The sequence below is a fragment of the Micromonospora sp. NRRL B-16802 genome (assembly GCF_001279555.1).
Taxonomy (GTDB): Bacteria; Actinomycetota; Actinomycetes; order Mycobacteriales; family Micromonosporaceae; genus Micromonospora; species Micromonospora profundi.
Genome location: NZ_LGEB01000002.1, coordinates 181,842 through 206,199 on the forward strand (window position 1 = coordinate 181,842; position 24,358 = coordinate 206,199).

Annotated in this window: 23 protein-coding genes; 16 read left to right on the forward strand and 7 right to left on the reverse strand. The window is 71.9% G+C overall.

Annotated features, from left to right (window positions below):
- Positions 1-46: 46 nt before the first annotated feature.
- Genes ADK66_RS03965 through ADK66_RS03985 form a run of 5 tightly spaced genes read right to left on the reverse strand, consistent with a single transcriptional unit; the run spans position 47 to position 5,169 of the window.
- Positions 47-2,824, reverse strand: coding sequence for an FtsX-like permease family protein (locus ADK66_RS03965; protein ID WP_082377177.1), 2,778 nt, complete (start codon positions 2,822-2,824; stop codon positions 47-49).
- The gene (locus ADK66_RS03970) at positions 2,821-3,579 is read right to left on the reverse strand and encodes an ABC transporter ATP-binding protein (RefSeq protein WP_053652503.1); all 759 of its coding nucleotides are present in this window, start codon (positions 3,577-3,579) and stop codon (positions 2,821-2,823) included. The genes ADK66_RS03965 and ADK66_RS03970 overlap by 4 nt, the downstream gene beginning before the upstream one ends.
- Positions 3,552-4,154 carry a PadR family transcriptional regulator gene (locus ADK66_RS03975; RefSeq protein WP_053652504.1) on the reverse strand — a complete coding sequence of 201 codons (603 nt, stop codon included), beginning with the start codon at positions 4,152-4,154 and terminating at the stop codon, positions 3,552-3,554. Before ADK66_RS03975 ends, ADK66_RS03970 begins: the two co-directional genes overlap by 28 nt.
- 53 nt (positions 4,155-4,207) lie before the next feature.
- Positions 4,208-4,645, reverse strand: a complete 438-nt coding sequence (locus ADK66_RS03980; RefSeq protein ID WP_053652505.1) for a ferritin-like domain-containing protein — start codon at positions 4,643-4,645, stop codon at positions 4,208-4,210.
- A complete protein-coding gene (locus ADK66_RS03985) occupies positions 4,642-5,169 on the reverse strand; it encodes a hypothetical protein (protein WP_231639887.1) in 528 nt (175 codons plus the stop codon). Before ADK66_RS03985 ends, ADK66_RS03980 begins: the two co-directional genes overlap by 4 nt.
- A gap of 153 nt (positions 5,170-5,322) precedes the next feature.
- On the opposite strand from ADK66_RS03985, the gene rimP reads away from it, so the two are divergent.
- The 9 genes from rimP to ADK66_RS04030 all read left to right on the forward strand — a co-directional run bounded on the left by rimP (position 5,323) and on the right by ADK66_RS04030 (position 13,397).
- Entirely contained in the window at positions 5,323-6,072 is a 750-nt protein-coding gene (gene rimP / locus ADK66_RS03990) for a ribosome maturation factor RimP (protein ID WP_053652507.1), read from the forward strand.
- On the forward strand, positions 6,069-7,112 hold the full coding sequence (nusA, locus tag ADK66_RS03995; RefSeq protein ID WP_053652508.1) for a transcription termination factor NusA: 1,044 nt from the start codon (positions 6,069-6,071) through the stop codon (positions 7,110-7,112). The genes rimP and nusA overlap by 4 nt, the downstream gene beginning before the upstream one ends.
- 16 nt (positions 7,113-7,128) lie before the next feature.
- A complete protein-coding gene (locus ADK66_RS30485; RefSeq protein ID WP_082377179.1) occupies positions 7,129-7,461 on the forward strand; it encodes a YlxR family protein in 333 nt (110 codons plus the stop codon).
- A gap of 93 nt (positions 7,462-7,554) precedes the next feature.
- Complete coding sequence (gene infB, locus ADK66_RS30490) at positions 7,555-10,575, forward strand: translation initiation factor IF-2 (protein ID WP_082377180.1); 3,021 nt, start codon at positions 7,555-7,557, stop codon at positions 10,573-10,575.
- Between the two features lie 90 nt (positions 10,576-10,665).
- On the forward strand, positions 10,666-10,962 hold the full coding sequence (locus ADK66_RS04010; protein ID WP_053652510.1) for a DUF503 domain-containing protein: 297 nt from the start codon (positions 10,666-10,668) through the stop codon (positions 10,960-10,962).
- A 202-nt stretch (positions 10,963-11,164) separates the two neighbouring features.
- On the forward strand, positions 11,165-11,653 hold the full coding sequence (rbfA, locus tag ADK66_RS04015; protein ID WP_053652511.1) for a 30S ribosome-binding factor RbfA: 489 nt from the start codon (positions 11,165-11,167) through the stop codon (positions 11,651-11,653).
- Positions 11,650-12,708, forward strand: coding sequence for a bifunctional oligoribonuclease/PAP phosphatase NrnA (locus ADK66_RS04020; protein WP_053652512.1), 1,059 nt, complete (start codon positions 11,650-11,652; stop codon positions 12,706-12,708). The genes rbfA and ADK66_RS04020 overlap by 4 nt, the downstream gene beginning before the upstream one ends.
- 72 nt (positions 12,709-12,780) lie before the next feature.
- Positions 12,781-13,188 (forward strand): hypothetical protein, encoded by a 408-nt coding sequence (locus tag ADK66_RS04025; protein ID WP_053652513.1) that lies wholly within the window; start codon positions 12,781-12,783, stop codon positions 13,186-13,188.
- A complete protein-coding gene (locus ADK66_RS04030; protein WP_197281407.1) occupies positions 13,188-13,397 on the forward strand; it encodes a DUF6186 family protein in 210 nt (69 codons plus the stop codon). The genes ADK66_RS04025 and ADK66_RS04030 overlap by 1 nt, the downstream gene beginning before the upstream one ends.
- A 506-nt stretch (positions 13,398-13,903) precedes the next feature.
- On the opposite strand, the gene ADK66_RS04035 is transcribed toward ADK66_RS04030, so the two are convergent.
- Positions 13,904-14,656, reverse strand: coding sequence for a hypothetical protein (locus ADK66_RS04035; protein ID WP_231639888.1), 753 nt, complete (start codon positions 14,654-14,656; stop codon positions 13,904-13,906).
- Between the two features lie 350 nt (positions 14,657-15,006).
- Here ADK66_RS04035 and ADK66_RS04040 point away from each other — a divergent pair, with 350 nt between their 5' ends.
- The 7 genes from ADK66_RS04040 to dapB all read left to right on the forward strand — a co-directional run bounded on the left by ADK66_RS04040 (position 15,007) and on the right by dapB (position 23,788).
- Positions 15,007-16,347, forward strand: a complete 1,341-nt coding sequence (locus tag ADK66_RS04040) for an MATE family efflux transporter (protein ID WP_053652516.1) — start codon at positions 15,007-15,009, stop codon at positions 16,345-16,347.
- Positions 16,348-16,378: 31 nt separating this feature from the next.
- Entirely contained in the window at positions 16,379-17,263 is an 885-nt protein-coding gene (gene truB, locus ADK66_RS04045; protein ID WP_053652540.1) for a tRNA pseudouridine(55) synthase TruB, read from the forward strand.
- 121 nt (positions 17,264-17,384) lie between these two features.
- A complete protein-coding gene (locus ADK66_RS04050; RefSeq protein WP_053652517.1) occupies positions 17,385-18,314 on the forward strand; it encodes a bifunctional riboflavin kinase/FAD synthetase in 930 nt (309 codons plus the stop codon).
- 202 nt (positions 18,315-18,516) lie between these two features.
- The gene (rpsO, locus tag ADK66_RS04055; RefSeq protein WP_030337594.1) at positions 18,517-18,786 is read left to right on the forward strand and encodes a 30S ribosomal protein S15; all 270 of its coding nucleotides are present in this window, start codon (positions 18,517-18,519) and stop codon (positions 18,784-18,786) included.
- Between the two features lie 226 nt (positions 18,787-19,012).
- Positions 19,013-21,400, forward strand: coding sequence for a polyribonucleotide nucleotidyltransferase (locus tag ADK66_RS04060; RefSeq protein WP_053652518.1), 2,388 nt, complete (start codon positions 19,013-19,015; stop codon positions 21,398-21,400).
- Positions 21,401-21,447: 47 nt separating this feature from the next.
- Entirely contained in the window at positions 21,448-22,875 is a 1,428-nt protein-coding gene (locus tag ADK66_RS04065) for a pitrilysin family protein (RefSeq protein ID WP_053652519.1), read from the forward strand.
- A gap of 130 nt (positions 22,876-23,005) precedes the next feature.
- Positions 23,006-23,788, forward strand: a complete 783-nt coding sequence (gene dapB / locus ADK66_RS04070; RefSeq protein ID WP_369814756.1) for a 4-hydroxy-tetrahydrodipicolinate reductase — start codon at positions 23,006-23,008, stop codon at positions 23,786-23,788.
- 21 nt (positions 23,789-23,809) lie between these two features.
- On the opposite strand, the gene ADK66_RS04075 is transcribed toward dapB, so the two are convergent.
- Positions 23,810-24,187: a VOC family protein gene (locus ADK66_RS04075; protein WP_053652521.1), complete on the reverse strand. Its 378-nt coding sequence runs from the start codon at positions 24,185-24,187 to the stop codon at positions 23,810-23,812.
- Positions 24,188-24,358 lie beyond the last annotated feature (171 nt).

Consider the following 24,358-nt stretch of genomic DNA (forward strand, 5'->3'; position numbering starts at 1 on the left):
TCCGGACGGCCCAGGTTTCCACAGCGGTGAATCCGCCGACCCCGGGTCAGTCCAGCCGTCGCTCGATCGGCAGCCGCGCACGGGTGAACAGGCCCGCGCCGAGCATCGCCACAAGGGGCACCAGCACCAGGACGCCGAGCACCGGCCACGGCACCACGTACGGGTACGGGGCGGGTGCCGGCCAGTCCGTCGCGTACTGGCGGTTGACCGAGAACAGCACGATCGCCGCGGTGCCCAGCCCGGCCACGATCCCGAGCACCGAACCGAGACCCGCGATGACCCCGGCCTGGCAGATCGCCAGCAGCCGGCGTACCGCCGGGGCCGCGCCGACCGCCGCGAGGGTGGACAACTCGGCACGCCCCTCGGCGGCTGCGAGCGCTGTCGCGATCCCGGCGGCGCCCACCGTGATCAGGCCGGCCGCCGCGGCGAGCAGGAGAAGCAGGGGTGAGATGTCGGTGGGGGCGGCGCCGGACTCGACGCTCAACGACACCGGCCCGAAGGGCCGCAGGGCAGCGGTGAACCGCTCCTGCTGTTGACTGGCCGGCGGCGTCGCGGTGCCGACCACCCAACCGGCAGAGGACACGCGAAGACCGAGGCTGCGGGCCGAGGGCTCGGACAGCAGCAGGCGGGACTCGCCCACGAACGCGGGCAGCGCGTACCCGGGGAAGTCGGCGGTGATCGGCGTTCCGCCGTCCGACGGCACCATCTGCACTGTCACCCGGCCGTCGTGCACGTAGCGCCTGTTGGTCACCACCACGCCACCGGCGCGCAGCACCTCGGCTGCGGTGGCGGTCGCCGCAGGGTCGGCGCCGGTCAGCAACGGCAGGGCTGCGCCGTCGTCCACCCAGGACTGCACCCAGGGGCCGAAGCGCGTCGTTTCGGAGAACTGGCAACGCGGGTCGGCCCGTGCCTGCCGGCGCTGCGACGCGGACAGGACATCATCGGGCTGCCAGGGGCAGACCTGCGCAGGCGGCAGTAGTGGGGTGACGTCGCAGTAGCCGTGACCCGCCTCGGTGCAGGCCACCGTCTGAACCGGGGCGACCGCGGCGGTGCCCAGCGTCTCCTGGGCCGCGGCGGTCACCTGGGCCAGCGTGGGCCGCCGGGTCGAGTGCTCCGGGTTGACCAGCAGGTGGCCCGTGGGCAGCATCGGCTGGTAGGTGTCCGCTTGCCGGACGCGGTCGCTGGCCAGGTACCCGCCGAGGGCCACACTGCTGGCCACGGCGGCCATCACCGCGCAGATCGCCGGTGCGGCGGCGGCCCGGTTACGGCTGGCGTCGCGCAGCGCGATCCGGGGGGCCAGCGGCAGTACCCGGCCGAGCCTCGCCAGCACGCCGATAAGCGTGGGCGTGCAACACACCAGACCGAGTTCGCCGAGGATCAGGCCGGTGAGGATCACCGCCGCCGACGTCCGGGTGGCCCCGTACGCCGCGAGCGCCGCCCCGCCGAAGGCCAACACCAGCCCCAGGGCCAGCCACCGGGTCCGGGACGTCGGCGGGGTACGCCGACCGGCGAGCCCTGCCGCGACATCCTGGCGGGCGGCCGTCCAGGCCGGCGCCACCGCGGCGAGGACCCCGGCCAGCACCGCTACCCCAGCGAGCACCAGGAGCGCCGCCGGCCAGCAGCGGTACCCGCCGAACCGGGCGCTGAAGACGTACTGCTCCATCAGCGGACGACCGGCGAAGGCCGCGGCGACTCCGAGGAGCAGCCCGACGGCGGCGCCCAGCACGCCCAGCACGACACCGTCGGCGAGCACGACCCGACGCAGTTGGGCGGAGTCTCCACCGGCCACCGCGACCAGCGCCAGGTCCCGGCGTCGTCGGCGGACACCCACTGCGAACGCCGGCCCGACCAGCAGCACCACCTCCAGCAACCCGAGGCCGGCGATCAGCACCCCGGTGCTCAGGTCGTTGGAATCGGCTGGTCCGACGGACCCGAGCCACGTGCGGGTCCACCCGCCCGTGCCGTGGTGGTCGCGTGTCGCCACCACCACGCCGTTGTCGTTGAGTCGGGCCACCATCGCCGCGTCGACACCGCCGGGCACATCCACAAGCCAACTGCTGTCGAGAAAGGGCTCGTTCCGAGGTACGGCCGACGGGTGCAGCGCCACGATCGGGCCGAGGTCGTCGGGGAACTCGACCACCCCCACCACCGTGTACGCCCTCATCCCGTCGGCGGTGGCCAGCACCGCGCCCAGGCGTACGTCGAGGCGGCGCAGCGCGGCCGGGCTCACCGCCACCTCGGCGGGCTCCCGGGGCGCCCTTCCCGACCGGAACCGCACCAGCCCCCGGGCCAGCGGGTCGGTGAGGTCGAGCACCCGGGCCTGGAAGGCCTCGTCCCCCTCGGGGCTCTGCACTGTCAGCGGCATCCGGCCGCGTAGCTCGGTGAACCGGCTGCCCGGGCCGAGCAACGCGCTCACCTCGGCGGCGGTGGCCGGATGGCTGGACGCCTCCGCGTCGCCGTTGCGGGGATACCAGCTCTCACCCCACTCGTCCTGATCGATCGGGGTGTCGGCGAACCACCGCAGTTCCGCGTCGGCGACTCCGAGGCGCCTGTCGATCTTTTCCTGCGCGGTCAGCTCGGCCATGTCGTAGCTCGCCGCGAGAAAGGCCAGAACCAGCACCGGCAGGGCGATCATGGCGAGCACCAGGGCGGTACGTCGGCGCGCCCGCCGCGACTCCCGCCGGGCGATCCGCAGTGCCGCCCGCCAGGAGCCGGCCAGCTCGGCGAAGCGCCGCCGCCCCTGTGGTACGCGCGGTGGCACCGGCTGGGCGGCCGGAGCGTCGGTAACCGGGCCGGCTGTCCGCGTCGTCCGGCGGAGGGTCAACGGTCGCTGCCGGACAGCAGTTGCTCGACGCTGCCCAGCGGGGCGGTCGTGTCGACGAGCACCCCGTCGCGCAGGAACACCACCCGGTCGGCCCAGCCGGCGTGCCGCGCCTCGTGGGTGACGAGGATGCCGGCGGCACCTGCGTCGACCCGGCGGCGCAGCAGGTGCAGCACCGCCTCACCGGTCTGCGAGTCCAGCGCCCCCGTCGGTTCGTCGGCGAGCACCAGCCGCCGTTCGCCCACCAGCGCGCGGGCGATGGCCACCCGCTGCTGCTGGCCGCCGGAGAGCTGGTCGGGGAAACGGTCGGCCAGGGCGGGCAGCCCCACCTCGGCGAGCGCGGCCAGCGCGGCGGTACGGGCCTTGCGCCCGCCCACACCGTCGAGTTCCAGCGGAAGCGCGACGTTCTCCAGCGCGCTCAGGCTGCCCAGCAGGTTGAGCTGCTGGAAGATGTAGCCGATGCGGCGGCGGCGCAGCTGGGCCAGCCCGCGTGGGTCCAACGCCCCGAGCCGCTGCCCCTCGACCCGTACGTCGCCTTGGGTCGGGCGGTCCAGGCCGCCGGCGAGGGCCAGCAGCGTCGACTTGCCGGAGCCGGACGGACCCATCACGGCGACCAGCTCACCCGGCCGGACGGCCAGGCTGACCCCGCGCAGGGCGTGCACCGCCGCCGGGCCGGTCCCGTGGGTGCGGTGGACGGCGCGCAGCTCCAGCACCGCGTCGTCCGGGTCGCTCACCGGCGCGCCCCCTCGTCGGCCCATCGTGCCGCGTCCGGTGCCCCGTCGGCGCCCGGGCCGGGCAGCGGGGGAGGCGGGCCGCTGGGCCGGTGCCGGACGAGGCTGCTCTCGCAGTGGTCCAACCAGCGCACCTCCGCCTCGGCCTGGAACACCATCGAGTCCAGCACCAGCCGCCAGGGCAGGTCCTCGGGACGGTCGCTGGCGTACTTCAACCTGGTCAACTCCTGAAGGGCCCGCATCGTGGCGCTGCGCTGGGCCTGCACCACCGAGCGGACGTCCACCCCTGGAGTGGTGAGCGCCAACGCCAGCTTGATCGCCAACTCGTCGCGAGGGCGGTCGTTACGGCTGATCGGGGTGGCGAACCACAGCGCCAGGTCCGCCCGGCCGGCATCGGTGATCTCGTACGGGCGCTGCCCCGCCTCGCTCTCCGGCAGAGGACGCACCAGTCCGTCGCGTTCCAGCCGGGACAGCGTGGTGTAGACCTGCCCGATGTTCAGCGGCCACGTCGACCCGGTCGACTCCTCGAATGCGGCGCGCAGCTGGTAGCCGTACATCTGGCCGCGTTCGAGGAGGGCGAGCAGCCCGTGACGGATGGACATGGCAACGGAGTATGCATACCTGGTATGCGCACCGCAACCGGAGCGGGATCAGTTCAGCTCGGGCGACCGGGAAATGCGACAGTCAGCGGGGCGACGCCGGCGGTCTTGCGCCACCTGGTAGCGCGTACGGCGTACTCGACGAGGGCGGCCAGCGCCTGGTCGCGGTCGGCGCCGGTGGTGGACGCCAACGCGGCCCGCCAGTGCGCCGCGGTCCGCTCCTCCACCTCGACGGCCAGCCGCAACGCGCTGGCCCGGTCGGTGACGGCGAACGGCAGCGCGTACCCGGCCCGATCCGGTGGCACGGTGCCGCCGGTGGTGCTGAGCTGCACCACCAGAGCGTCGCGTCGGCGCCGGTGCGATGCCTCGGCCTGCCGTGCGGCGTCGCGCGCCGCCCCGGTGAGCCGGACGCCGATGCGTCCGTAGGCGTAGATGGCCGCGTACTCGGCGGAGAGGGCGGCGGCCAGCGCCTCCCCGGCGGTCGGCTGCCTCACTTCAGTGCCTCCTGGTGGGTGGCCCGCGCGGCGGCGATGGAGCCGAGCAGAGCCGCACGGTCCGCGGGTGCGGACGCGCAGGCGGCTGTCGCGGACTGCTGGGCGGTCTTCTCCAGCGCGCGCAGGGCGGCCAGCGCGCCGGCCGGCTCGGCGGCCGGGGAACTGCTCGGCGCGGTGACGGGCGCCGAGGGGAGGGGCACGCCGATGACCCGGGCGAGTTCGGTGGCGTGCGCGGTGTGCGTCGCGGCGATGGGGTCGAGGCGTCCGGCCAGGCTCGGGTGGGCCACAGCGCTCTCTCGGTACGCCGCGGCCAGCCCCAACGACTCGTCGACCATCGGCCGCAGCGGGTCCGGTGGCGGTGCCGGCTTGTCGTCCCGATCGAAAAGATCACAGCCGGTCAGCGGGGCCACGCCGCCGCCGAGCGCCAACAGCGCTCCAGCGCGCAAGACCTTTCGCCGGGAATGCCCGGATGAATGGTTGCGCTGTGTCGTTCTGCCGATCCCCACCGGGCAAGTCAACACCATCCGTGCCGCTCCGCGGGCCACCGGCGTCGGTGCGCCGCCCGGTCCGGCGGCCGACGGGCGCGTTACGCTCTGCGCAGCCGCCGGCGCGTCCGCTCCGGTGGCGTGCCGGCATGCGGGACGAGCGTCCCGATCGACCAGTGAAAGGGTGCGGAGATGACACAGCGTGGCCGTGCCACAAGGTCGACGGGTCGACCCCGCGACAGCGGTTCCCGCGACAGCGGGCCTCGTGACGATGCTCCCCGCGCGCCGCGCGGCGGGGCCGGCCCCCGCGGCGGCGGTGATCTCGCGGCGCGACGCACCCAGTTGCGGACCGTGATCGAGCCGGTGGTCAACGACGCGGGCTACGACCTGGAGGACCTGTCGGTCTCCCGGGCCGGCCGCCGGCACGTCGTGCGGGTGATCGTGGACGCCGACGGCGGGATCGACCTGGACGCCGTCGCCGACGTCTCCCGCGCCGTCTCGGCCGCACTGGACGCGGCCGAGGAGTCGGGCGGCGACATCCTCGCCGGGGAATACCAGCTCGAGGTCAGCTCTCCAGGCGTGGACCGGCCGCTCACCCTGCCCCGGCACTGGCGGCGCAACGTGGGCCGGCTCGTCAAGGTCACCGTCCGAGGCGCGGTCGCGTTGCCCGGCCAGCGCGCCGAGCCCTCCGCGGGTCGCCAGCTGACCGGCCGGGTGGTCGGGGCCGACGACGAGACAGTGCAGCTGGAGACCGACTCCGGTCGCGACTCCTTGACGTACGCCGAGCTGGGGCCGGGCCGGGTGCAGGTCGAGTTCACCCGCCTGGCCGAGTTGGGTGAGCCCGACGACACCGACGTCGACGACGAGTTCGACGACGCAGACGACATCGACGATTCAGACGACATCGACGACGAAGATGATGTGGAGGACGAGGAGAGGTGAACATCGACCTCGCGGCGCTACGCGCACTCGAGCGCGAGCGGGAGATCCCGTTCGACACGATTCTCGCGGCGATCGAGACCGCGTTGCTGACCGCCTACCGGCACACCGACGGCGCCGAGCCGCACGCCCGGGTGGAGATCGACCGCAAGTCCGGCGCTGCCCTGGTGTACGCGCAGGAGATGGACTCCGACGGCAGTCTGGTGCGGGAGTGGGACGACACCCCGCACGACTTCGGCCGGATCGCCGCCATGACGGCGAAGCAGGTGATCCTCCAGCGGCTGCGGGAGGCCACCGACGAGGTGCACTTCGGCGAGTACGTGGGCCGCGAGGGTGACCTCGTCACCGGCGTGGTGCAGGCCCACGAGACGCGGATCGAGAAGGGCATCGTCAGCGTCGACCTGGGCAAGCTGGAGGGCGTGCTGCCGCAGTCCGAGCAGGTGCCCGGCGAGCGGTACGCCCACGGCGAGCGGATCCGCTGCGTGGTGGTGCACGTGGCCAAGGGCATGCGCGGGCCGCAGATCACCCTGTCCCGGTCGCATCCGGCGCTTGTCAAGAAGTTGTTCGCGCTGGAGGTTCCCGAGATCGCCGACGGGATTGTGGAGATCGGCGCGATCGCGCGTGAGGCAGGTCACCGTACGAAGATCGCCGTACGCTCGACCACCGCCGGGGTGAACCCCAAGGGCGCCTGCATCGGCCCGATGGGTCAGCGCGTCCGGGCCGTGATGAGTGAGCTGCACGGCGAGAAGATCGACATTATTGACTGGTCGGACGACCCGGCCACTTTCGTCGGCAACGCGTTGTCGCCGGCCAAGGCGCTGCGGGTCGAGGTGGTGGACCTGGCCGGCCGGGCCGCCCGGGTGACCGTCCCGGATTTCCAGCTCTCCCTCGCCATTGGCCGGGAGGGGCAGAACGCCCGCCTCGCTGCCCGTTTGACCGGTTGGCGTATCGACATCCGCTCCGACGCGGAGCAGGTCGCGCCTGCCGCGCGGGGCGGAGCTGATCAGGTACCGGAGCCGGGCGGCGCGATCTCGGGCAGCTAGGGGTAGACTTCCTCCAGTGGTACGACGCGCGCAGCCGGAGCGCACCTGTGTGGGTTGCCGGAAGCGTGCGCCGGCCAGCGAATTGCTGCGGGTCGTCGCGATCGGGGACGAGGCTGGTCACAGCCTCCGGCCTGATCCGTTCCGCAGGCTGCCGGGTCGGGGAGCGAACATGCACCCGGATCCGGCCTGCTTCGCGCTGGCGGTGCGGCGCCGCGCCTTCGGGCGAGCGCTGCGCGTCACCGAGGTCCTCGACCACGGTGTGCTGGCAGAGCACGTCGATGCGCCAACCACTACGTCCGGTCAGCCCGACCGGGCGAGGGTCGCTAGCAGGGTAGGACGACCGACATGAGCACACGATGAAGTCCCTGAAATGACCAGGCTTCAAGTGCACGAGTGAGGTCGCTGCGGGTGCTGCCCGCACGACCTCGGAGTGAGGAGTGCAGTGGCAGGCAAGGCCCGCGTACACGAGCTTGCAAAAGAGCTCGGGGTCGAGAGTAAGACCGTTCTCGCCAAGCTGAAGGAAATGGGCGAGTTCGTGAAGTCCGCGTCGAGCACCGTCGAGGCGCCCGTCGCCCGACGACTGCGTAACGCATTCGTCGCGTCGACCGGTGCTCCGGCGCCGGCCGCCCCGTCGGCGCCCGCGTCGGCGCCGGCTTCGACCCCGAGTCCCACGCCGTCCCCGACCCCGGGCGCGCCCCGGGTCTCGGCCAAGCCGATGCCGCCTCGGCGGCCGGCCGCGCCGGCACCCGGTCCGAAGCCCAAGGGGCCGGTTCCCGGTGCCCCGCAGACGGTGACCCCGGTCGCCAAGCCGGCGAGTGCCCACGACATCGAGGTGGCGGCCGCGGAGGCGCGTGCCGCCGCGCTGAAGGCTGAGCAGGAGGCCGCGGTCAAGGCCGCGCAGGCCGCCCGCCAGCAGCAGCGGGACAACCCCGTTCGCCGGGAGCCTCCGGCAGACGGCGGTAACCGGCCCGGTCCTCGGCCGGGTCCCGCGGCTATGCCGCCCCGTCCCGGTTCGCCGGCAGCTCGTCCGAGCACGCCGGCTCCCGGTCCGGGTGCCCGGCCGGGCGGTCGTCCGCCGGCGCGCGGTGCCGGTAACAACCCGTTCGGCATCCAGGGTGGCCAGCAGCAGCGGCCCCCGGCCGCCGGTGCGGGTGGCCCTCGGCCCAACACCCCGGCGGGCATGCCGCCGCGGCCGAGCCCGAACTCCATGCCGCCGCGGCCCAGCCCGGCGTCCATGCCGAGCCAGCGTCCGGCTGCCGGTCGCCCCGGTCCCGGTGGCGCCGGTCGTCCCGGTGGCGGCGCAGGTCGTCCCGGTGGCGGTGGCGGCGGTTTCCGTGGCGGTCCCGGCGGTGGCGCCGGTGGCGGTGGCGGCGGTTACCGCGGCGGCCCTGGTGGCGGCGCGGGTGCCGGCGGTGGCGGTGGCTACCGTGGCGGTCCCGGCGGCGGTGCGGGTGCTCCCGGCGGCGGTTTCCGTCCGGGTGGTCCGGCCGGTGGCGGCGGTCGTCCGGGTGCGGGCGGTCGTGGCCGTGGCGGCGGCGCCGCGGGTGCTTTCGGGCGTCCGGGTGGTCGGCCGACGCGCGGTCGCAAGTCCAAGAAGCAGCGCAGACAGGAGTTCGACAACCTGTCGGCTCCGACCATGAGCTCGGGTGCTCCCCGGGGTCAGGGTCAGGTCGTCCGGCTCTCCCGTGGCGCCTCGCTGTCCGATTTCGCGGACAAGATCAACGCCAACCCGGGTTCGCTGGTCCAGGAGATGTTCAACCTGGGCGAGATGGTGACCGCGACCCAGTCCTGTTCTGACGACACCCTGCACCTGCTGGGTGAGCACCTGGGCTTCGACATCCAGATCGTCAGCCCGGAGGACGAGGACCGCGAGCTGCTCGCGCAGTTCAACATCGACCTCGACGCGGAGGTGGCCGAGGAGCGTCTGGTCAGCCGTGCGCCGGTGGTGACCGTCATGGGTCACGTCGACCACGGTAAGACCAAGCTGCTCGACGCCATCCGTAAGGCGAACGTCGTGGCCGGTGAGGCGGGTGGCATCACCCAGCACATCGGTGCCTACCAGGTCCACGTCCCGCACGAGGGCGAGGACCGGGCGGTCACCTTCATCGACACCCCGGGTCACGAGGCGTTCACCGCCATGCGTGCTCGTGGCGCCCAGGTCACGGACATCGTGATCCTGGTCGTCGCGGCCGACGACGGTGTGATGCCGCAGACCATCGAGGCGTTGAACCACGCCAAGGCGGCCGACGTGCCGATCGTGGTCGCGGTCAACAAGGTCGACAAGCCGGAGGCCAACCCGGACAAGGTTCGCCAGCAGCTGACCGAGTACGGCCTGGTCGCCGAGGAGTACGGCGGCGAGACCATGTTCGTCAACGTGGCAGCCAAGCCGGGCATCGGCATCGAGGAGCTGCTCGAGGCTGTCCTGCTGACCGCCGACGCGTCGCTGGAGCTGACCGCTCCGATCGACGGGCCGGCGCAGGGTGTGGCCATCGAGGCGCACCTGGACAAGGGCCGCGGTGCGGTGGCGACGGTGCTGGTGCAGAAGGGCACCCTGCGGGCGGGCGACTCGATCGTCGCCGGTGGGGCGCACGGCCGGGTCCGGGCCATGCTCGACGAGAACGGCAACCAGCTCACCGAGGCCGGGCCGGCGCGTCCGGTCATGGTGCTGGGTCTGACCGCGCCGCCCGGCGCGGGTGACACGTTCCTCGCCGCGGCGGACGACCGCACGGTGCGTCAGATCGCCGAGCAGCGGCAGGCACGGCGGCGGGCGGCGTCCTTCGCCAACTCCCGTGGTCGGGCCACCCTCGAGACGCTCATGGAGCAGCTCAAGGAGGGCGAGAAGACCTCGCTCAACCTCATCCTCAAGGGCGATGTCTCCGGTTCGGTGGAGGCCCTGGAGGACGCGCTGTTCAACCTGGACATCCCCGAGGAGGTCCAGCTCAAGGTCCTCGACCGGGGCGTGGGCGCGATCACCGAGAGCAACGTCATGCTCGCGAGTGCCTCGTCCGAGCCGGTCACGATCATCGGCTTCAACGTGCGGGCCTCCAACAAGGTCCGTGAGATGGCCGACCGCGAGGGTGTGGAGATCCGGTACTACACCGTCATCTACCAGGCCATCGAGGAGATCGAGGCAGCGCTCAAGGGCCTGCTCAAGCCGGAGTACGAGGAGGTCGAGCTGGGCAGCGCGGAGATCCGCGACGTCTTCCGCTCGTCCAAGATCGGCAACATCTCCGGTTGTATCGTCCGGTCGGGCATCATCCGACGCAACGCGAAGGCTCGGCTGCTTCGGGACGGGGCGGTCGTGGCGGACAACCTCACGATCACCTCGCTCAAGCGGTTCAAGGACGACGCCACCGAGGTCCGCGAGGGCTTCGAGTGTGGTCTGACCCTGGGTGGTTACAACAACGTCCAGGTCGGCGACGTCATCGAGACCTTCGAGATGCGGGAGAAGGCTCGCGCCTGATCCGGCAGTGACACGCTGATCAAGGGGTTTACGCCGACCGGCGTAAACCCCTTGATCATGCGGGGTGGGTTGCCGGTATCGTCCGGGGCGATGTTTACCGGAACCGCGGTCTTCGACCTGCTGCTGCCGGGCGACTCCCGGTCGCTCAAAGCCAAGAGATCATATGTACGGCCGATCGTGGCGGCCCTGCGCCGCTTCGAGGTTTCGGCCGCCGAGGTGGGTGCGCTCGACCTGCACGGTCGAGCGGAGATAGCGGTGGCCGTGGTGGCCGCCGAGGCGGTACACGTCCGCGAGGTGCTCGACTCCTGCGAGCATCTGGTCGCCGCTCGCCCCGAGGTCGAGTTGCTGTCGGTGCGACGCCGGCTGTACGGCCTCGACGACGACTGAGGGCGTACCGGCACCGGGCGTGAACGAGCGTCGGCCGCGTCCTGCGTGACCAGAATTGCCGGCGGCGCCGGGCGTGAACAGGAGTGCCGGCGGTGCCGGGCGACCGGTGCGGGCCGCGAAGGTAGTGTTCGAGATGTTGGCCGGTCGGCCGGCGACCACGGTCGCCGGTCGATCGGGAGCAGGACGCCGTGGAGGTGGCGAGATGTCTGATCCGGCCAAGGTACGCCGGCACGCCGAGCGGGTGCGTGAGCTGGTCGCGTCGGTGGTGCGGAGCCAGATCAAGGACCCGCGGCTCGGCATGATCACCATCACCGACGCCCGGATCACAGCGGATCTGCGGGATGCGACGGTGTTCTACACGGTGCTCGGTGACGCGGTGGCACAGGCGGACACCGCGGCGGCGCTGGAGAGCGCCAAGGGGATGTTGCGCAGCACCGTCGGCAAGGCGCTCGGGCTGCGGCACTCGCCGACGCTGACGTTCGTCCTCGACGACGTACAGGACCAGGTCAAGCACATCGACGACCTGCTCGCTGCCGCCCGCAACGCCGACGCCGAGGTGCAGCGGCTGGCCGCCCAGGCCAAGTACGCGGGTGAGCCGCAGCCGTACCGGGTCGACGAGGACGAGGACGAGGACGACGCGGACGAGGCCGACGAGGCCACGGACACCCCCCGGGGTGGGGAAGCGCGGTGACCGGCGCCGCCGGCACCCAGCTCGCCGCAGTGACCGGCACCGGCCCCGCCGAGGCGGACTGGGCCGCCGCCGAGGCGCTGATCCGCGACCTCCCGGCGACCGGTCGGGTGCTGCTGATCTGTCACGTCAACCCGGACGGCGACGCGCTGGGCAGCATGCTCGGCTTCGGTCTGGGTCTGCGCCAGCTCGGCGTACACCGGTTGCAGGCGACCTTTCCCGGGCCGCCGGAGGTCCCTGAGCCATTCCGGGGTCTGCCCGGCCTGGACCTGCTGGTCCCGGCGAGCGCGGCGGACCCGGACCCCGATCTGGTGATCTGCTTCGACGCGGCGAGCGAGTCGCGCCTCGGCGAGCTGGCCGGGCGATTGTCGGCGGCGGGCGCGTCGCTGGTGCTCGACCACCACGCCTCCAACCCCGGCTTCGGGACGGTCAATCTGATCGACGCGAGCGCCGCGGCGACGTCTGTGGTGGCCGAGCAGTTGCTGACCCGGCTGGGCGTACCGCTGGAACGGGCCGTCGCGGAGTGCCTGTACGTGGCGCTCACCACGGACACCGGCTCGTTCCGGTTCGAGGCGACCACCCCGGCGGTGCACCAGTTGGCCGCCCGGTTGCTGGCCACCGGCATCTCGCCCGGTGACATCTCCCGCCAGGTCTTCGACACCCGGCCCTTCGGCGCTGTGCGGCTCTTCGGTGAGGTGCTCGGCAGGGCCCGGCTGGAGCCGGCCGCCGCCGACGGGCGAGGTCTGGTGTGGACCTTCGCCACCCTCGACGACCTGGCCCGTCACGACCAGCGGCCGTACGTGCTGGAGGCGCTCATCGACTCGGTGCGCTGCACCGCCGAGGCCGATGTGAGCTGCGTGTTGAAGCAGACCACCCCCGACACCTGGGCCGTGTCGATGCGCAGCAAGGGCGCTGTCGACGTCAGTCGGGTGGCTGTGGTGCTGGGCGGGGGTGGGCACCGGCTCGCGGCGGGGTTCACCGGTCGGGGCACCGTCGAGCAGGTGGTCGCGGCGATCCGGGCCCAGCTTGGCGCGGCGCTCATCGATACGGCCGGCTGACCTCGAAGATCAGGGTCAGCTCCGGGGGGTGTCGGTCTTCCGGCACTCAGGTTGACCGGGAAGAATTGCGGGATGGAGCAGCCGCACGACCTCACGATGGAGGCCACCCGAGTCTGGGACCGGCCCGCCGTCTCCGTCCCGGTTCTTGTCTGCCTGTCACTCGTCGGTGGCCGGTTCCCGTCGTTCTCGACCGAGGCCAATCTTTACACGCTCGGCACCGGCGGGGTGCTGATCTGGCTCGGTCTGAGCAACCGCGTGCCACGGCGGCCGGCGCCGCGTCGGCTGGGTGCGGGGGCGGCGTGGTGGGCGGTGCCGGCGGTGATCTTCGGCGTCTTCGAGGGTGCCACCTTCGTGCTGGCCGTCGGCGATGACTTTCCCACCTTCTCGCGGCTGGCCGATCCGCTGCTGGAAGACCACTTGACCCGCTCGGCTGCCTGGTTTGCCTGGCTGGCCGCGTTCTGGGGGCTGGTGCGGCGATGATGCGGGCGTTGGCTATCGGCGGTTTCCTCGTGGCGCTCGTGCTCTTCGGCGTGGTCGAGTGGCTGGCACGCCGGGAGGGCTCCCGGATCCCCACGATGGGTGAGGTCTGCGCGTACGTGATGCGCTACGAGGTGGGTCCGGTGCCGGTGGGCCGGATCGGTCTGTTCGGTTTCTGGTGGTGGCTGGGGTGGCATTTCCTGGCCCGCTGAGCCGGGTCGTGCGCCGTCCAGATGGCGGGAACCCTAAGCAGTTGGTCGACCTGAACGATAACTTGGGAGACGGCCTGCGGCGCGCTGCGGCGCAGGTCGTGGGTGGTGGCGCCACACCTCGCGCTGCCCTCCTCCAGGGTCAGACCGACCCGGGCTCACGCGGCCCAGCCGGCTGTTCCGGTAACCCCGGACTGCCGTGGGGCGTTCAGTACGACCGCCCGTGAGGGTCGCCGCGTGCCGGCGGCTCGCACCCTGGAAGGAGCGCCACCATGCCGAACAAGCCCAAGCCGGAGACCACCGACGACGCCCGCGAGCAGGCTCGCCGCGCACTGCAGACCTCGATGGACACCCGTCAGTGACCCGAAGCGACAGGCGGTGACGACGTCGATGCCGGCATCGACAGCGTCACCGCCCGTTCGTTTTGATGTCCCACTCGTTGCCGCCGGCCGACATGACGGCCGGGGCGGCCGGTTTCCCCGTATTTCCCGGCCGCCCGCAGGAGCCGCTCAGGACAGGAACTTGTCCAGGGCGGCTTCGATCGTTCCGGAGTCCGGGGCCGCGTACGCCCTCATCGTGGACTTGTCGTAGGAGATGACGCTCGGGCACCGGCTCGCCGGGGCGGTCACGGTGCCGCCGTCGCCGATCTTCTCAGCGGTCTTGGCCGCGTAGAAGGTCAGGGTGTAGCGCGACGAGACATAGTCGACGGTGACCTGCTTCTGCGAGCTGTCCTTGTACTGGCACTTCTTCGGCGTGCCCTGGCTGCCTTCCTCGAACTTCAGGCAGCCGACCACCGACACGCTCTCGTACTCACTGCTCTTGGCGTAGTACGGCTTCGTCGAGCCGACGAACTTCGACGACCAGAACGTCGGCCGGTCCGGGTTGTTCGAGAACGTGTACGCCTTGGCGCCGGACGGGCCGTTGTAGGGGGCCGCGTTGAGGATCTGGCTGCCCTCGCAGACGTTCGACAGGTCGCTGGAGAACCGGGCCGTCATCGAGTTGTTGTCGTTCGGCGGAGCCGACTGGCCGGGCGTGGGGGTGGCCGCCGGGTCCGGCGAGCTGCCGCCATCGGTGCCCGAGGTGGGGCTGGCAGATGCGACGGTCGTGGGCTCGTCGTCGCCGCCGTAGGCGACCAGGAGCCCGATTCCGGCGCCGCAGACCGCGAGGATCAGGACCACCGCGCCGGCGACCAGGCCGATGACCAGGCCCTTGTTCGACTTCTTCGGCGGCGGAACAGGAACGCCGTACTGCGGCGGGGGCATCGGGGCACCGTACTGCGGCGCCGGGGCACCGTACTGCGGAGCCGGGGGCTGCTCGTAGGAGGGGTACCCGCCCTGCTGCGGAGCTGGCGGCCCGCTCCAGGGTGTGACGTTGGGGTCGGGCTGTTGCCCTTCGTGCGGGGGATAGTTGCTGCTCAATGTAGGCCCTATCGCTGTCAAAATGTGAACCACGGGAGTGGGAGTCCCGACCAGGGTAATGACCTCCGCAAGTGGAACGCTCTCGGTCCCGCCTCCGAGGGCATCGATCCCTTCGCTGTTCACGCCGAGCGAGGGATGCGTAAGCAATCACTCCTCTTGTGCTCCTTACAAGGGCCGTGCCAGGATCGGCGGCGATGAACCAGCCAGCCCTCACCGGCACCGCGGCGGCCACCAACGAGCCAGCCTCGCCGCGCCGGATCGCCGCACTCGCCCTACCGGCCCTCGTCGTGCTCGCCGCCGAGCCGCTCTATGTGCTCGTCGACACGGCAGTGGTCGGGCACCTCGGCCGGGTGCCGCTCGCCGCGCTCGCCATCGGCGGCACTGTGATGACACTCACCGCCTGGGTCGGCACCGTGGTCGCGTACGGCACCACAGGCCGCTCGGCCCGCCGATTCGGCGCCGGCGACCGGGCGGCAGCCGTGGCCGAGGGAGTCCAGTCGTCCTGGCTGGCGCTCGGCGTCGGACTGCTGATCGCGGTCGGGATGCAGTTCGGCGGGGGCGCGCTCGCGCGTACCCTCGCAGGCGGTGGTGGCGAGGTGGCCGACGCCGCCGCACACTGGCTGCGGATCGCGGCCCTCGGCGCCCCCGGCCTGCTGCTCGCCGCAGCCGGCAACGGCTGGTTGCGGGGCGTGCAGGACACCCGTCGCCCACTGCTCTTCGTGCTCGGGCCCAACCTGCTCTCCGCGCTGCTGTGCCCGCTGCTTGTCTATCCCGTCGGGCTGGGCCTCATCGGGTCGGCGATCGCCAACGTCGTCGCGCAGACGCTCTGCGGGGTGCTCTTCGCGGCGGCGCTGATCTCCGAGCGGGTGTCGCTGCGGCCCCGACCGCGGGTGATCCGCCAGCAGTTGGTGCTCAGCCGGGACCTGCTGATCCGCGGCGTGGCGTTCCAGGCCAGCTTCCTCTCCGCGACAGCCGTCGCCGCCCGCTTCGGCGCCGCCGCCGTCGGCGCGCACCAGATCGCCCTGCAACTCTGGTTCTTCACTGCGCTGGTGCTCGACGCGCTGGCCATCGCCGCGCAGTCCCTGGTGGGCGCTGCCCTCGGCGGTGGGGACGACGCGGGCGCGCGGGCGCTGGCCCGCCGGATCGGGCTGCTCGGCGGCGTCTGCGGCGTCGCCTTCGCGCTGCTCATCGCCGCAGGCGCGGGCGTCGTACCGTCGTGGTTCACCTCCGACCCGCAGGTACGCGAACAGGCAATGGTGGCGTGGCCGTGGTTCGTCGTCATGCTGCCGCTGGCCGGGGTGGTGTTCGCCCTCGACGGCGTGCTGATCGGCGCCGGCGACGTCGTCTACCTGCGCAACCTCACAATCGTGGCGGCGGTCGGCGGTTTCCTGCCGGCCATCTGGCTGGCCTATGCGCTCGACCTGGGGCTGGGCGGGATCTGGGCCGGGCTCACCCTGTTCGTGGTGATCCGCCTGGTCGCCCTGCTGCTGCGATTGCGCGACGGCAGGTGGGCGGTGGTCGGGGCCGTCCGTTGACCGGGGCCCGCGTCTGGCAGGCTTGGCCGACGTGAGCACCGATGGTCTGATCGTTGTCGACAAGCCCGGCGGCATGACGTCGCACGACGTGGTGGCGCGGATCCGCCGGCTGGCGAAGACCCGACGGGTCGGGCACGGCGGCACCCTCGATCCGATGGCCACCGGCGTGCTGGTCATCGGCGTCGGTCGCGCCACCCGGCTGCTGACCTACGTGATCGGCGCCGGCAAGAGCTACACCGGCACCATCCGGCTCGGCCAGGCGACAGTCACCGACGACGCCGAGGGCGATGTGATCGCCACCACCCCCGCCGGCCAGGTCACCGACGATGCCATCCGGGCCGCACTGGACGCGCTCAGCGGCGAGGTCGACCAGCGACCCAGCGCCGTGAGCGCCATCAAGATCGACGGGCAGCGGGCGTACAAGCGGGTCCGGGACGGGGAGAGCGTCGAACTTCCCGCCCGGCGGGTCACCATCTCCCAGCTGGACGTACTGGAGATCCACCGCGACACACCTGACGTGGTCGACGTGGACGTGGCCGTGACGTGCTCCTCGGGGACGTACATCCGGGCGATCGCACGGGACGCGGGCCTGGCGCTCGGTGTCGGTGGGCACCTGACCGCGCTGCGCCGTACGGCCGTGGGTGGCTTCACCCTCGCTGAGGCGGCCACCCTCGACGAGCTGGAGCAGCGCGCCCCGGACGTGGTGAACCTGCCACTGGACGCGGCGGCCGACAGGTTCTTCGCGCGGCGGGAGGCGACGCCCGACGAGGCGCGGGTGCTCGCCCACGGCGGGCCGCTGGATCCGGCCGGCCTCACCGGCCCGTACGCCGTCTTCGGCCCGGCCGGAGGTCTGATCGCTATCGTCAGCGAGCGGGACGGTCGGGCCCGAGCGGAGATCGTGCTCGCCCCGGCCTGACGGCGAGTGCAGGCAGCTACGGCGCAGTCTGGCGCGGAGCCGCCTGGCCAGTGGTTAATAAGGGGCCCTTCCTCTACACCAGGCGTTAGAAGGGGGCCCTTCCTTGCAGGGGAGGAACGGCATGCAGCGGTGGCGGGGGTACGACGCGGCGCCCGGTGGCTGGGGGCGCTCGGTCGTCACCATCGGCGTGTTCGACGGCGTGCACAAGGGGCACCAGGCGACCATCGGGCACGCCGTGGCCCGGGCACGGGAGTTGGGCGTGCAGTCGGTGGTGGTCACGTTCGACCCGCACCCGGCCGAGGTGGTCCGGCCCGGCTCCCACCCGGCGGTGCTCACCGAACCGGCCCGCAAGGCCGAGTTGATCGAGGCGCTCGGCGTGGACGTGCTCTGCGTGGTGCCGTTCACCCCGGAGTTCTCCCGGCTGCCGCCCGAGCAGTTCGTGCACGACATCCTCGTCGAGCACCTGCACGCGGCACTGGTGGTGGTGGGCAGCAACTTCCGCTTCGGGCACCGGGCTGCCGGCGACGTGGCGCTGCTGGAGCGGCTGGGCCAGACCTTCGGCTTCGGCGTCGAGGACGCCCCACTCGTCACGCAGGACGGCACTGTCTTCTCCTCCACGTACATCCGATCCTGCGTCGACGCGGGTGACGTGGGGGCGGCCGCCGCCGCGCTGGGCCGTCAGCACCGGGTGGAGGGGGTGGTGGTCCGTGGCGACCAGCGCGGCCGGGTGCTGGGCTTCCCCACCGCCAACCTGCTCTGCCACAGGTACGCGGCGGTTCCCGCCGACGGGGTGTACGCGGCCCGACTGATCCGCAGGGGGCAGCGCGAGCCGCTGATGTCGGCGGTGTCGGTGGGCACCAACCCGACGTTCTCCGGCCGGGAGCGACGTGTGGAGGCGTACGCGCTGGACTTCGACGGTGACCTCTACGGTGAGCGGCTGGCGTTGGACTTCGTGACGCACCTGCGTGGTCAGGTCCGGTACGACTCGGTCGAGCCGTTGATCGCCCAGATCGAAGAGGACGTCGCACGCACCCGGCGCGCCTTGAGCTGATCACCGCGGGAGGATCGCGCCGCTCCCGACGAGCCCTTCACCGGGCGGTTCCGCCGGGGGCTGGTAGTCTTGCCGGGACGTCGGGTGACCGGCGTGGGGCCTCGCGTGCCTGCTCGACGCCGCGGGTGCGAGGTACCGGTCCGTTACCGGTCCAGCTGGACGACGGACACCCACTTGATCAACCCATCGAAACAGGGAGAACATGGCGCTCGACCAGGAAGCCAAGGCCAGCATCCGCGCGGAGTACGCGACCGCCGAGGGCGACACCGGTTCGCCGGAGGTCCAGGTAGCGGTCCTCACCAAGCGGATCGCCGAGCTGACCGAGCACCTGAAGGTGCACAAGCACGACCACCACAGCCGCCGTGGGCTGCTGCTGCTGGTCGGCCGTCGCCGTCGGCTGCTCAACTACGTCCAGAAGAAGGACATTGCCCGCTACCGGTCGCTCATCGAGCGGCTCGGCCTGCGCCGGTGACGTGACGGGGGAGTGGCCGACCGGCCGCTCCCCCGTACCGCGTCCCACCTGAAGAACACGGGCCGCGCGACCACCCGACAGGGAGCCGGTCAGCGTACCGGTCTCCGGTAGTGGCCCCCGGGAATCCCGGCATCATGCCGGCCACCCGGGCGCTTCGATCGAAGACCGGCCGGCTGAGCAGCTCCCCGATGTCGTGGGCCCACGACGCGAAGGAGCACTACAGCACATGACCGAGACCAAACTCGGCACCGAATCCCGCACCGCCGTGATCGACAACGGGTCCTTCGGCACCCGCGAGATCACCTTCTCCACCGGTCGGCTGGCCCGCCAGGCCGCCGGTTCCGTCATCGCGCAGCTGGGCGAGACGGTGGTCCTCTCCGCCACCACCGCCGGCAAGCAGCCGAAGGAGCAGTTCGACTTCTTCCCGCTGACCGTCGACGTCGAGGAGCGGATGTACGCCGCGGGCCGCATCCCCGGCTCGTTCTTCCGCCGTGAGGGTCGGCCCAGCGAGGACGCGATCCTCACCTGCCGGCTGATCGACCGTCCGCTGCGCCCGTCGTTCGTCAAGGGCCTGCGCAACGAGGTCCAGGTCGTCGAGACCATCCTCGCGCTCGACCCGCAGCACCCGTACGACGTCGTGGCGATCAACGCCGCCTCGATGTCGACGAAGCTCTCCGGCCTGCCGTTCTCCGGCCCGATCGGTGCGACCCGGGTCGCCCACATCGATGGCCAGTGGGTCGCCTTCCCGACCCTGGAGGAGCTGGCTCGCGCCACCTTCGACATGGTCGTGGCCGGCCGCACGCTCGAAGACGGCGACGTCGCGATCATGATGGTCGAGGCGGAGGCCACGCCGAACGCCGTCGCCCTGATCTCGGCCGGCGCGACCGCCCCGACCGAGGAGGTCGTGGCCAGCGGCCTGGAGGCCGCGAAGCCCGCGATCCGTGAGCTGTGCCGCGCGCAGAGCGAGCTGGCCGAGGTCGCCGCCAAGCCGGTCTCCGAGTTCCCGGTCTTCCTGGACTACCAGGACGACGTGTACGCCGCCGTCTCCGACGTGGCCCGCGCCGACGTGGCCGAGGCGATCACCATCGCCGGCAAGGCCGACCGCGAGGAGGCCCTGGACCGGGTCAAGACGCGGGTCGCCGAGGAGCTTGGCGCCCGGTTCGAGGGTCGGGAGAAGGAGCTCAGCGCCGCCTTCCGGTCGCTGACCAAGTCCGAGGTGCGCAACCGCGTGCTGCGCGAGCAGGTCCGCATGGACGGCCGTGGCCCGCGTGACATCCGTACGCTGACCGCCGAGGTCGGCGTGCTGCCCCGGGTGCACGGTTCGGCGCTGTTCGAGCGGGGCGAGACCCAGATCCTGGGCGTCACCACGCTGAACATGCTCCGCATGGAGCAGATGGTGGACACGCTGTCCCCGGAGAACCGCAAGCGCTACATGCACAACTACAACTTCCCGCCGTACTCGACCGGTGAGACCGGCCGGGTCGGCTCGCCGAAGCGTCGCGAGATCGGCCACGGTGCTCTCGCCGAGCGCGCGCTGATCCCGGTGCTGCCGTCGCGCGAGGAGTTCCCGTACGCCATCCGGCAGGTCTCCGAGGCGCTCGGCTCCAACGGCTCCACCTCGATGGGTTCGGTCTGCGCGTCGACGCTGGGCCTGCTCTCCGCGGGTGTGCCGCTCAAGGCGCCGGTCGCCGGCATCGCGATGGGGCTCATCTCCGACGAGGTGGACGGCAAGACCCAGTACGTGACGCTCACCGACATCCTCGGTGCCGAGGACGCGTTCGGTGACATGGACTTCAAGGTCGCCGGCACGCCGGAGTTCGTGACCGCGCTCCAGCTCGACACCAAGCTCAACGGCATCCCGTCGGACGTGCTGGCCGCCGCGCTTCAGCAGGCCAACGAGGCCCGGCAGGTCATCCTCGGCGTGATGAAGGCGGCGATCGAGGCTCCGGCCGAGATGTCCGACTACGCGCCGCGGGTCACCACCGTCAAGATCCCGGTCGACAAGATCGGCATGGTGATCGGCCCGAAGGGGCAGACCATCAACGCGATCCAGGACGAGACCGGCGCCGAGATCTCCATCGAGGACGACGGCACGATCTACGTCGGCGCCACCAACGGCCCGTCGGCCCAGGCGGCCGTCGACCGGATCAACGGGATCGCCAACCCGACGCTGCCGAAGCAGGGCGAGCGGTTCCTCGGCACGGTGGTCAAGACCGCCGCGTTCGGGGCGTTCATCTCGCTGCTGCCCGGCCGCGACGGTCTGCTGCACATCTCCAAGGTCGGCGACGGCAAGCGGGTCGAGCGCGTCGAGGACTTCCTCAACGTCGGCGACCGGGTCGAGGTCGAGATCGCGGACATCGACGCCCGCGGCAAGATCTACCTGGACAAGGTCCGCCCGGAGGGCGCCGAGGCGCCCGCCGCCGGTGAGGCCGCCGGTGGCGACCGGCCGGCCAGCCGCGACCGGGGCGACCGTGGTCCGCGTGACCGGGGCGACCGCGAGCGTGGCGGCGACCGGGGCGGCCGTGGCCCGGAGCGTGGCGAGGGCGGCGGCAACGGTGGCGGCGAGGGTGGCGAGGGCGGCGAGCGTCCGCGCCGCCGGACCCGGCACAGCTGACCTCCAGTACCCGCAACACCCACCCCTCGTCGAGCCGGGAGCAACACGTGAGTCGGGCCTTCAGTGCGCCGTTTCCACCGGATCGACGGGGGGTGGCCTCGACTGGCTGGCAAGCCAGTGAGTCGAGCCGAGCCCGGGACACCGGGACGGGCCGCTCCGGCGGCTCCGCCCGCGCGGTGACCCGGACCCTCAGCGACGACCCGCTGGGCGGCACGGTACGTCGTACCGTGCTGCCCAGCGGTCTGCGCGTGCTCACCGAGGCGATTCCGGCGATGCGCAGCGTGTCCTTCGGGATCTGGGTGGCGGTGGGCTCGCGGGACGAGACCCGTCCCCAGGCCGGCGCCGCGCACTTCCTTGAGCACCTGCTGTTCAAGGGCACCCACAAGCGCACCGCCCTGGAGATCTCGTCGCAGATCGAGGCGGTGGGCGGCGAGACCAACGCCTTCACCACGAAGGAATACACCTGCTACTACGCCCGCGTGCTGGACGAGGACCTGCCGCTGGCGATCGACGTGATGTGCGACCTGGTCGCCGACTCCCTGCTGGAGCCGGCCGACGTGGAGACCGAGCGTGGCGTGATCCTGGAGGAGATCGCCATGCACGACGACGAGCCCGGTGACGAGGTGCACGACCTCTTCGCCCGAGCCGTCTACGGCGACCACCCCCTCGGTCGGCTGATCTCCGGCACCGAGGAGACCGTCACGCCGATGACCCGCCGGCAGATCCAGAACTTCTACCGGGGTCGCTACACAGCACCGCAGATCGTCATCGCCGCAGCCGGCAACCTCGACCACGCCACGGTGGTCAAGCTGGTCCGCCAGGCCGTGCGCGGCACACCACTGGACAGCGACCCGGCCGCACCGGCACCACACCGCGCGGCCACCCCTGCGGTACGCACCAAGCCGGCCACCACAGTGGTCGAGCCGAAGGAGACCGAGCAGGCGCACGTCATCCTCGGCTGCCCCGGCATCGACCGCATCGACGAGCGGCGCTTCGCCCTCGGGGTGCTCAACAACGTGCTCGGCGGCGGCATGTCCAGCCGCCTGTTCCAGGAGATCCGTGAGCAGCGCGGCCTCGCGTACTCGGTCTACTCCTACGCCAGCCAGTACGCCGACAGCGGCCTGTTCGCCGTCTACGCCGGCTGCGCGCCCGGCAAGGTGGACGAGGTGCTGGCCCTGACCCGCGCCGAGCTGGCCCGGGTCGCCGCCGACGGGTTGACCGAGGCGGAGGTGGCCCGGGGCAAGGGGATGAGCAAGGGCTCGTTCGTGCTCGGCCTGGAGGACACCGGCTCCCGAATGAGTCGCCTCGCCAAGGGTGAGCTGCTCTACGGCGACCTGATGCCTGTGGACGAGCTGCTGCGCCGCGTCGACGAGGTCACAGTGGCCGACGTCAACACGCTCGCCGCGGAGCTGCTGGCCCGACCGATGTCGCTGGCAGTGGTCGGCCCGTTCGGCGCCGGCGACTTCTCCGCCTGAAAACCGCCGCCGGTGCTCGCACCGCCGTCGGTCACCCGTCGCTCGCGTAACCGGGGCGTCGGTCAGGGCGTGCTCCCGGATGGTGGGTGCGTACCCCGTCCGGCAGGACGCTCACGTCCCGATTGGTAGGTTGTGGCCCGTGACGGACACGCAGGAGAGGAACCCGGGCGAGCCGCTGCGGGTCGGTGTGCTCGGTGCCCGGGGGCGGATGGGCATCGAGGTCTGCAAGGCGGTCGACGCCGCCGACGATCTCGAGCTGGTGGCAGCGGTCGACCAGGGCGACGACCTCTCCGCCGTCTCCGGTGCCGGTGCTCAGGTCGTCGTCGACTTCACCACGCCGGACGCCGTCATGGACAACCTCCGCTGGTGCGTCGAGCACGGCATCAGCGCTGTCGTCGGCACCACCGGCTTCACCGAGCAGCGGCTGGAGCAGGTACGCGGCTGGCTGGCCGGCAAGCCCGACGTCAGCATGGTGATCGCACCCAACTTCGGCATCGGCGCGGTGCTGATGATGCAGTTCGCCGCGCGAGCCGCCCGCTACTTCGAGTCCGTCGAGATCATCGAGCAGCACCACCCGCGCAAGCTGGACGCGCCGAGCGGCACCGCCACGCACACCGCACGGCAGATCGCCCAGGCCCGCGCCGAGGCTGGCCTCGGCCCTGTGCCCGACGCCACCAGGGACGAGGTGCCGGGCGCGCGGGGCGCCGACATCGACGGGGTACGCGTGCACGCCGTCCGCGCCACAGGCCTCGTCGCCCACCAGGAGGTGCTCTTCGGCACCACCGGCGAGACGCTCACCATCCGGCACGACTCGTACGACCGGGTGTCGTTCATGCCCGGTGTGCTGCTGGCCGTCCGCGAGGTGCGCAACCACCCCGGCCTCACCGTCGGCCTGGACTCCCTGCTCGACTGACAGCGCGCCTCGCGGCGTGGCCTACTGCTCCAGGACGGAGAGGACGTTGCCGGCCGGGTCGGTGAACCACGCGATCGTCGGGCCGTGCCCGCGCATGATCCCCTTCTCGTCCTGCGGCATCCCGTCGTAGCGGGCGAAGCGCACCCCGCGCGCGGTCAACTCGTCGACCGCCCGGTCCACGTCGTCGACAGGGAAGTTGAGCACCGTGTAGGTCGCCGGCGTGTGGTCACGCTTCGGGTAGACCAGGATGGGCCGGTCCCCGGCGATGTGCAGGGTCAGCAGCCCGCCCATCGCATCGTCACGGGTGACGCGCAGGCCGAGGGTGTCGCCGTAGAACCGCTGGGCCTCGTCGACGTCATCCACCGAGAACCCGCTGAACGCTCTGGTGTCTGTGAACACTGTGCCCCCTCGCTGTGGGGCGCGGTCGCTGCCCCCTGACCCCGACCGTAGGCGAACGGTCCGACATCAGGGGCTAGTGCCTCGTCATGCGGCCTTGAACGGGTAATCGGGATGGCGGATCTTGGAGTTGATCGCGTATCCGGTTTTGGGTTGGGCGTGTTGGTTGCGCCA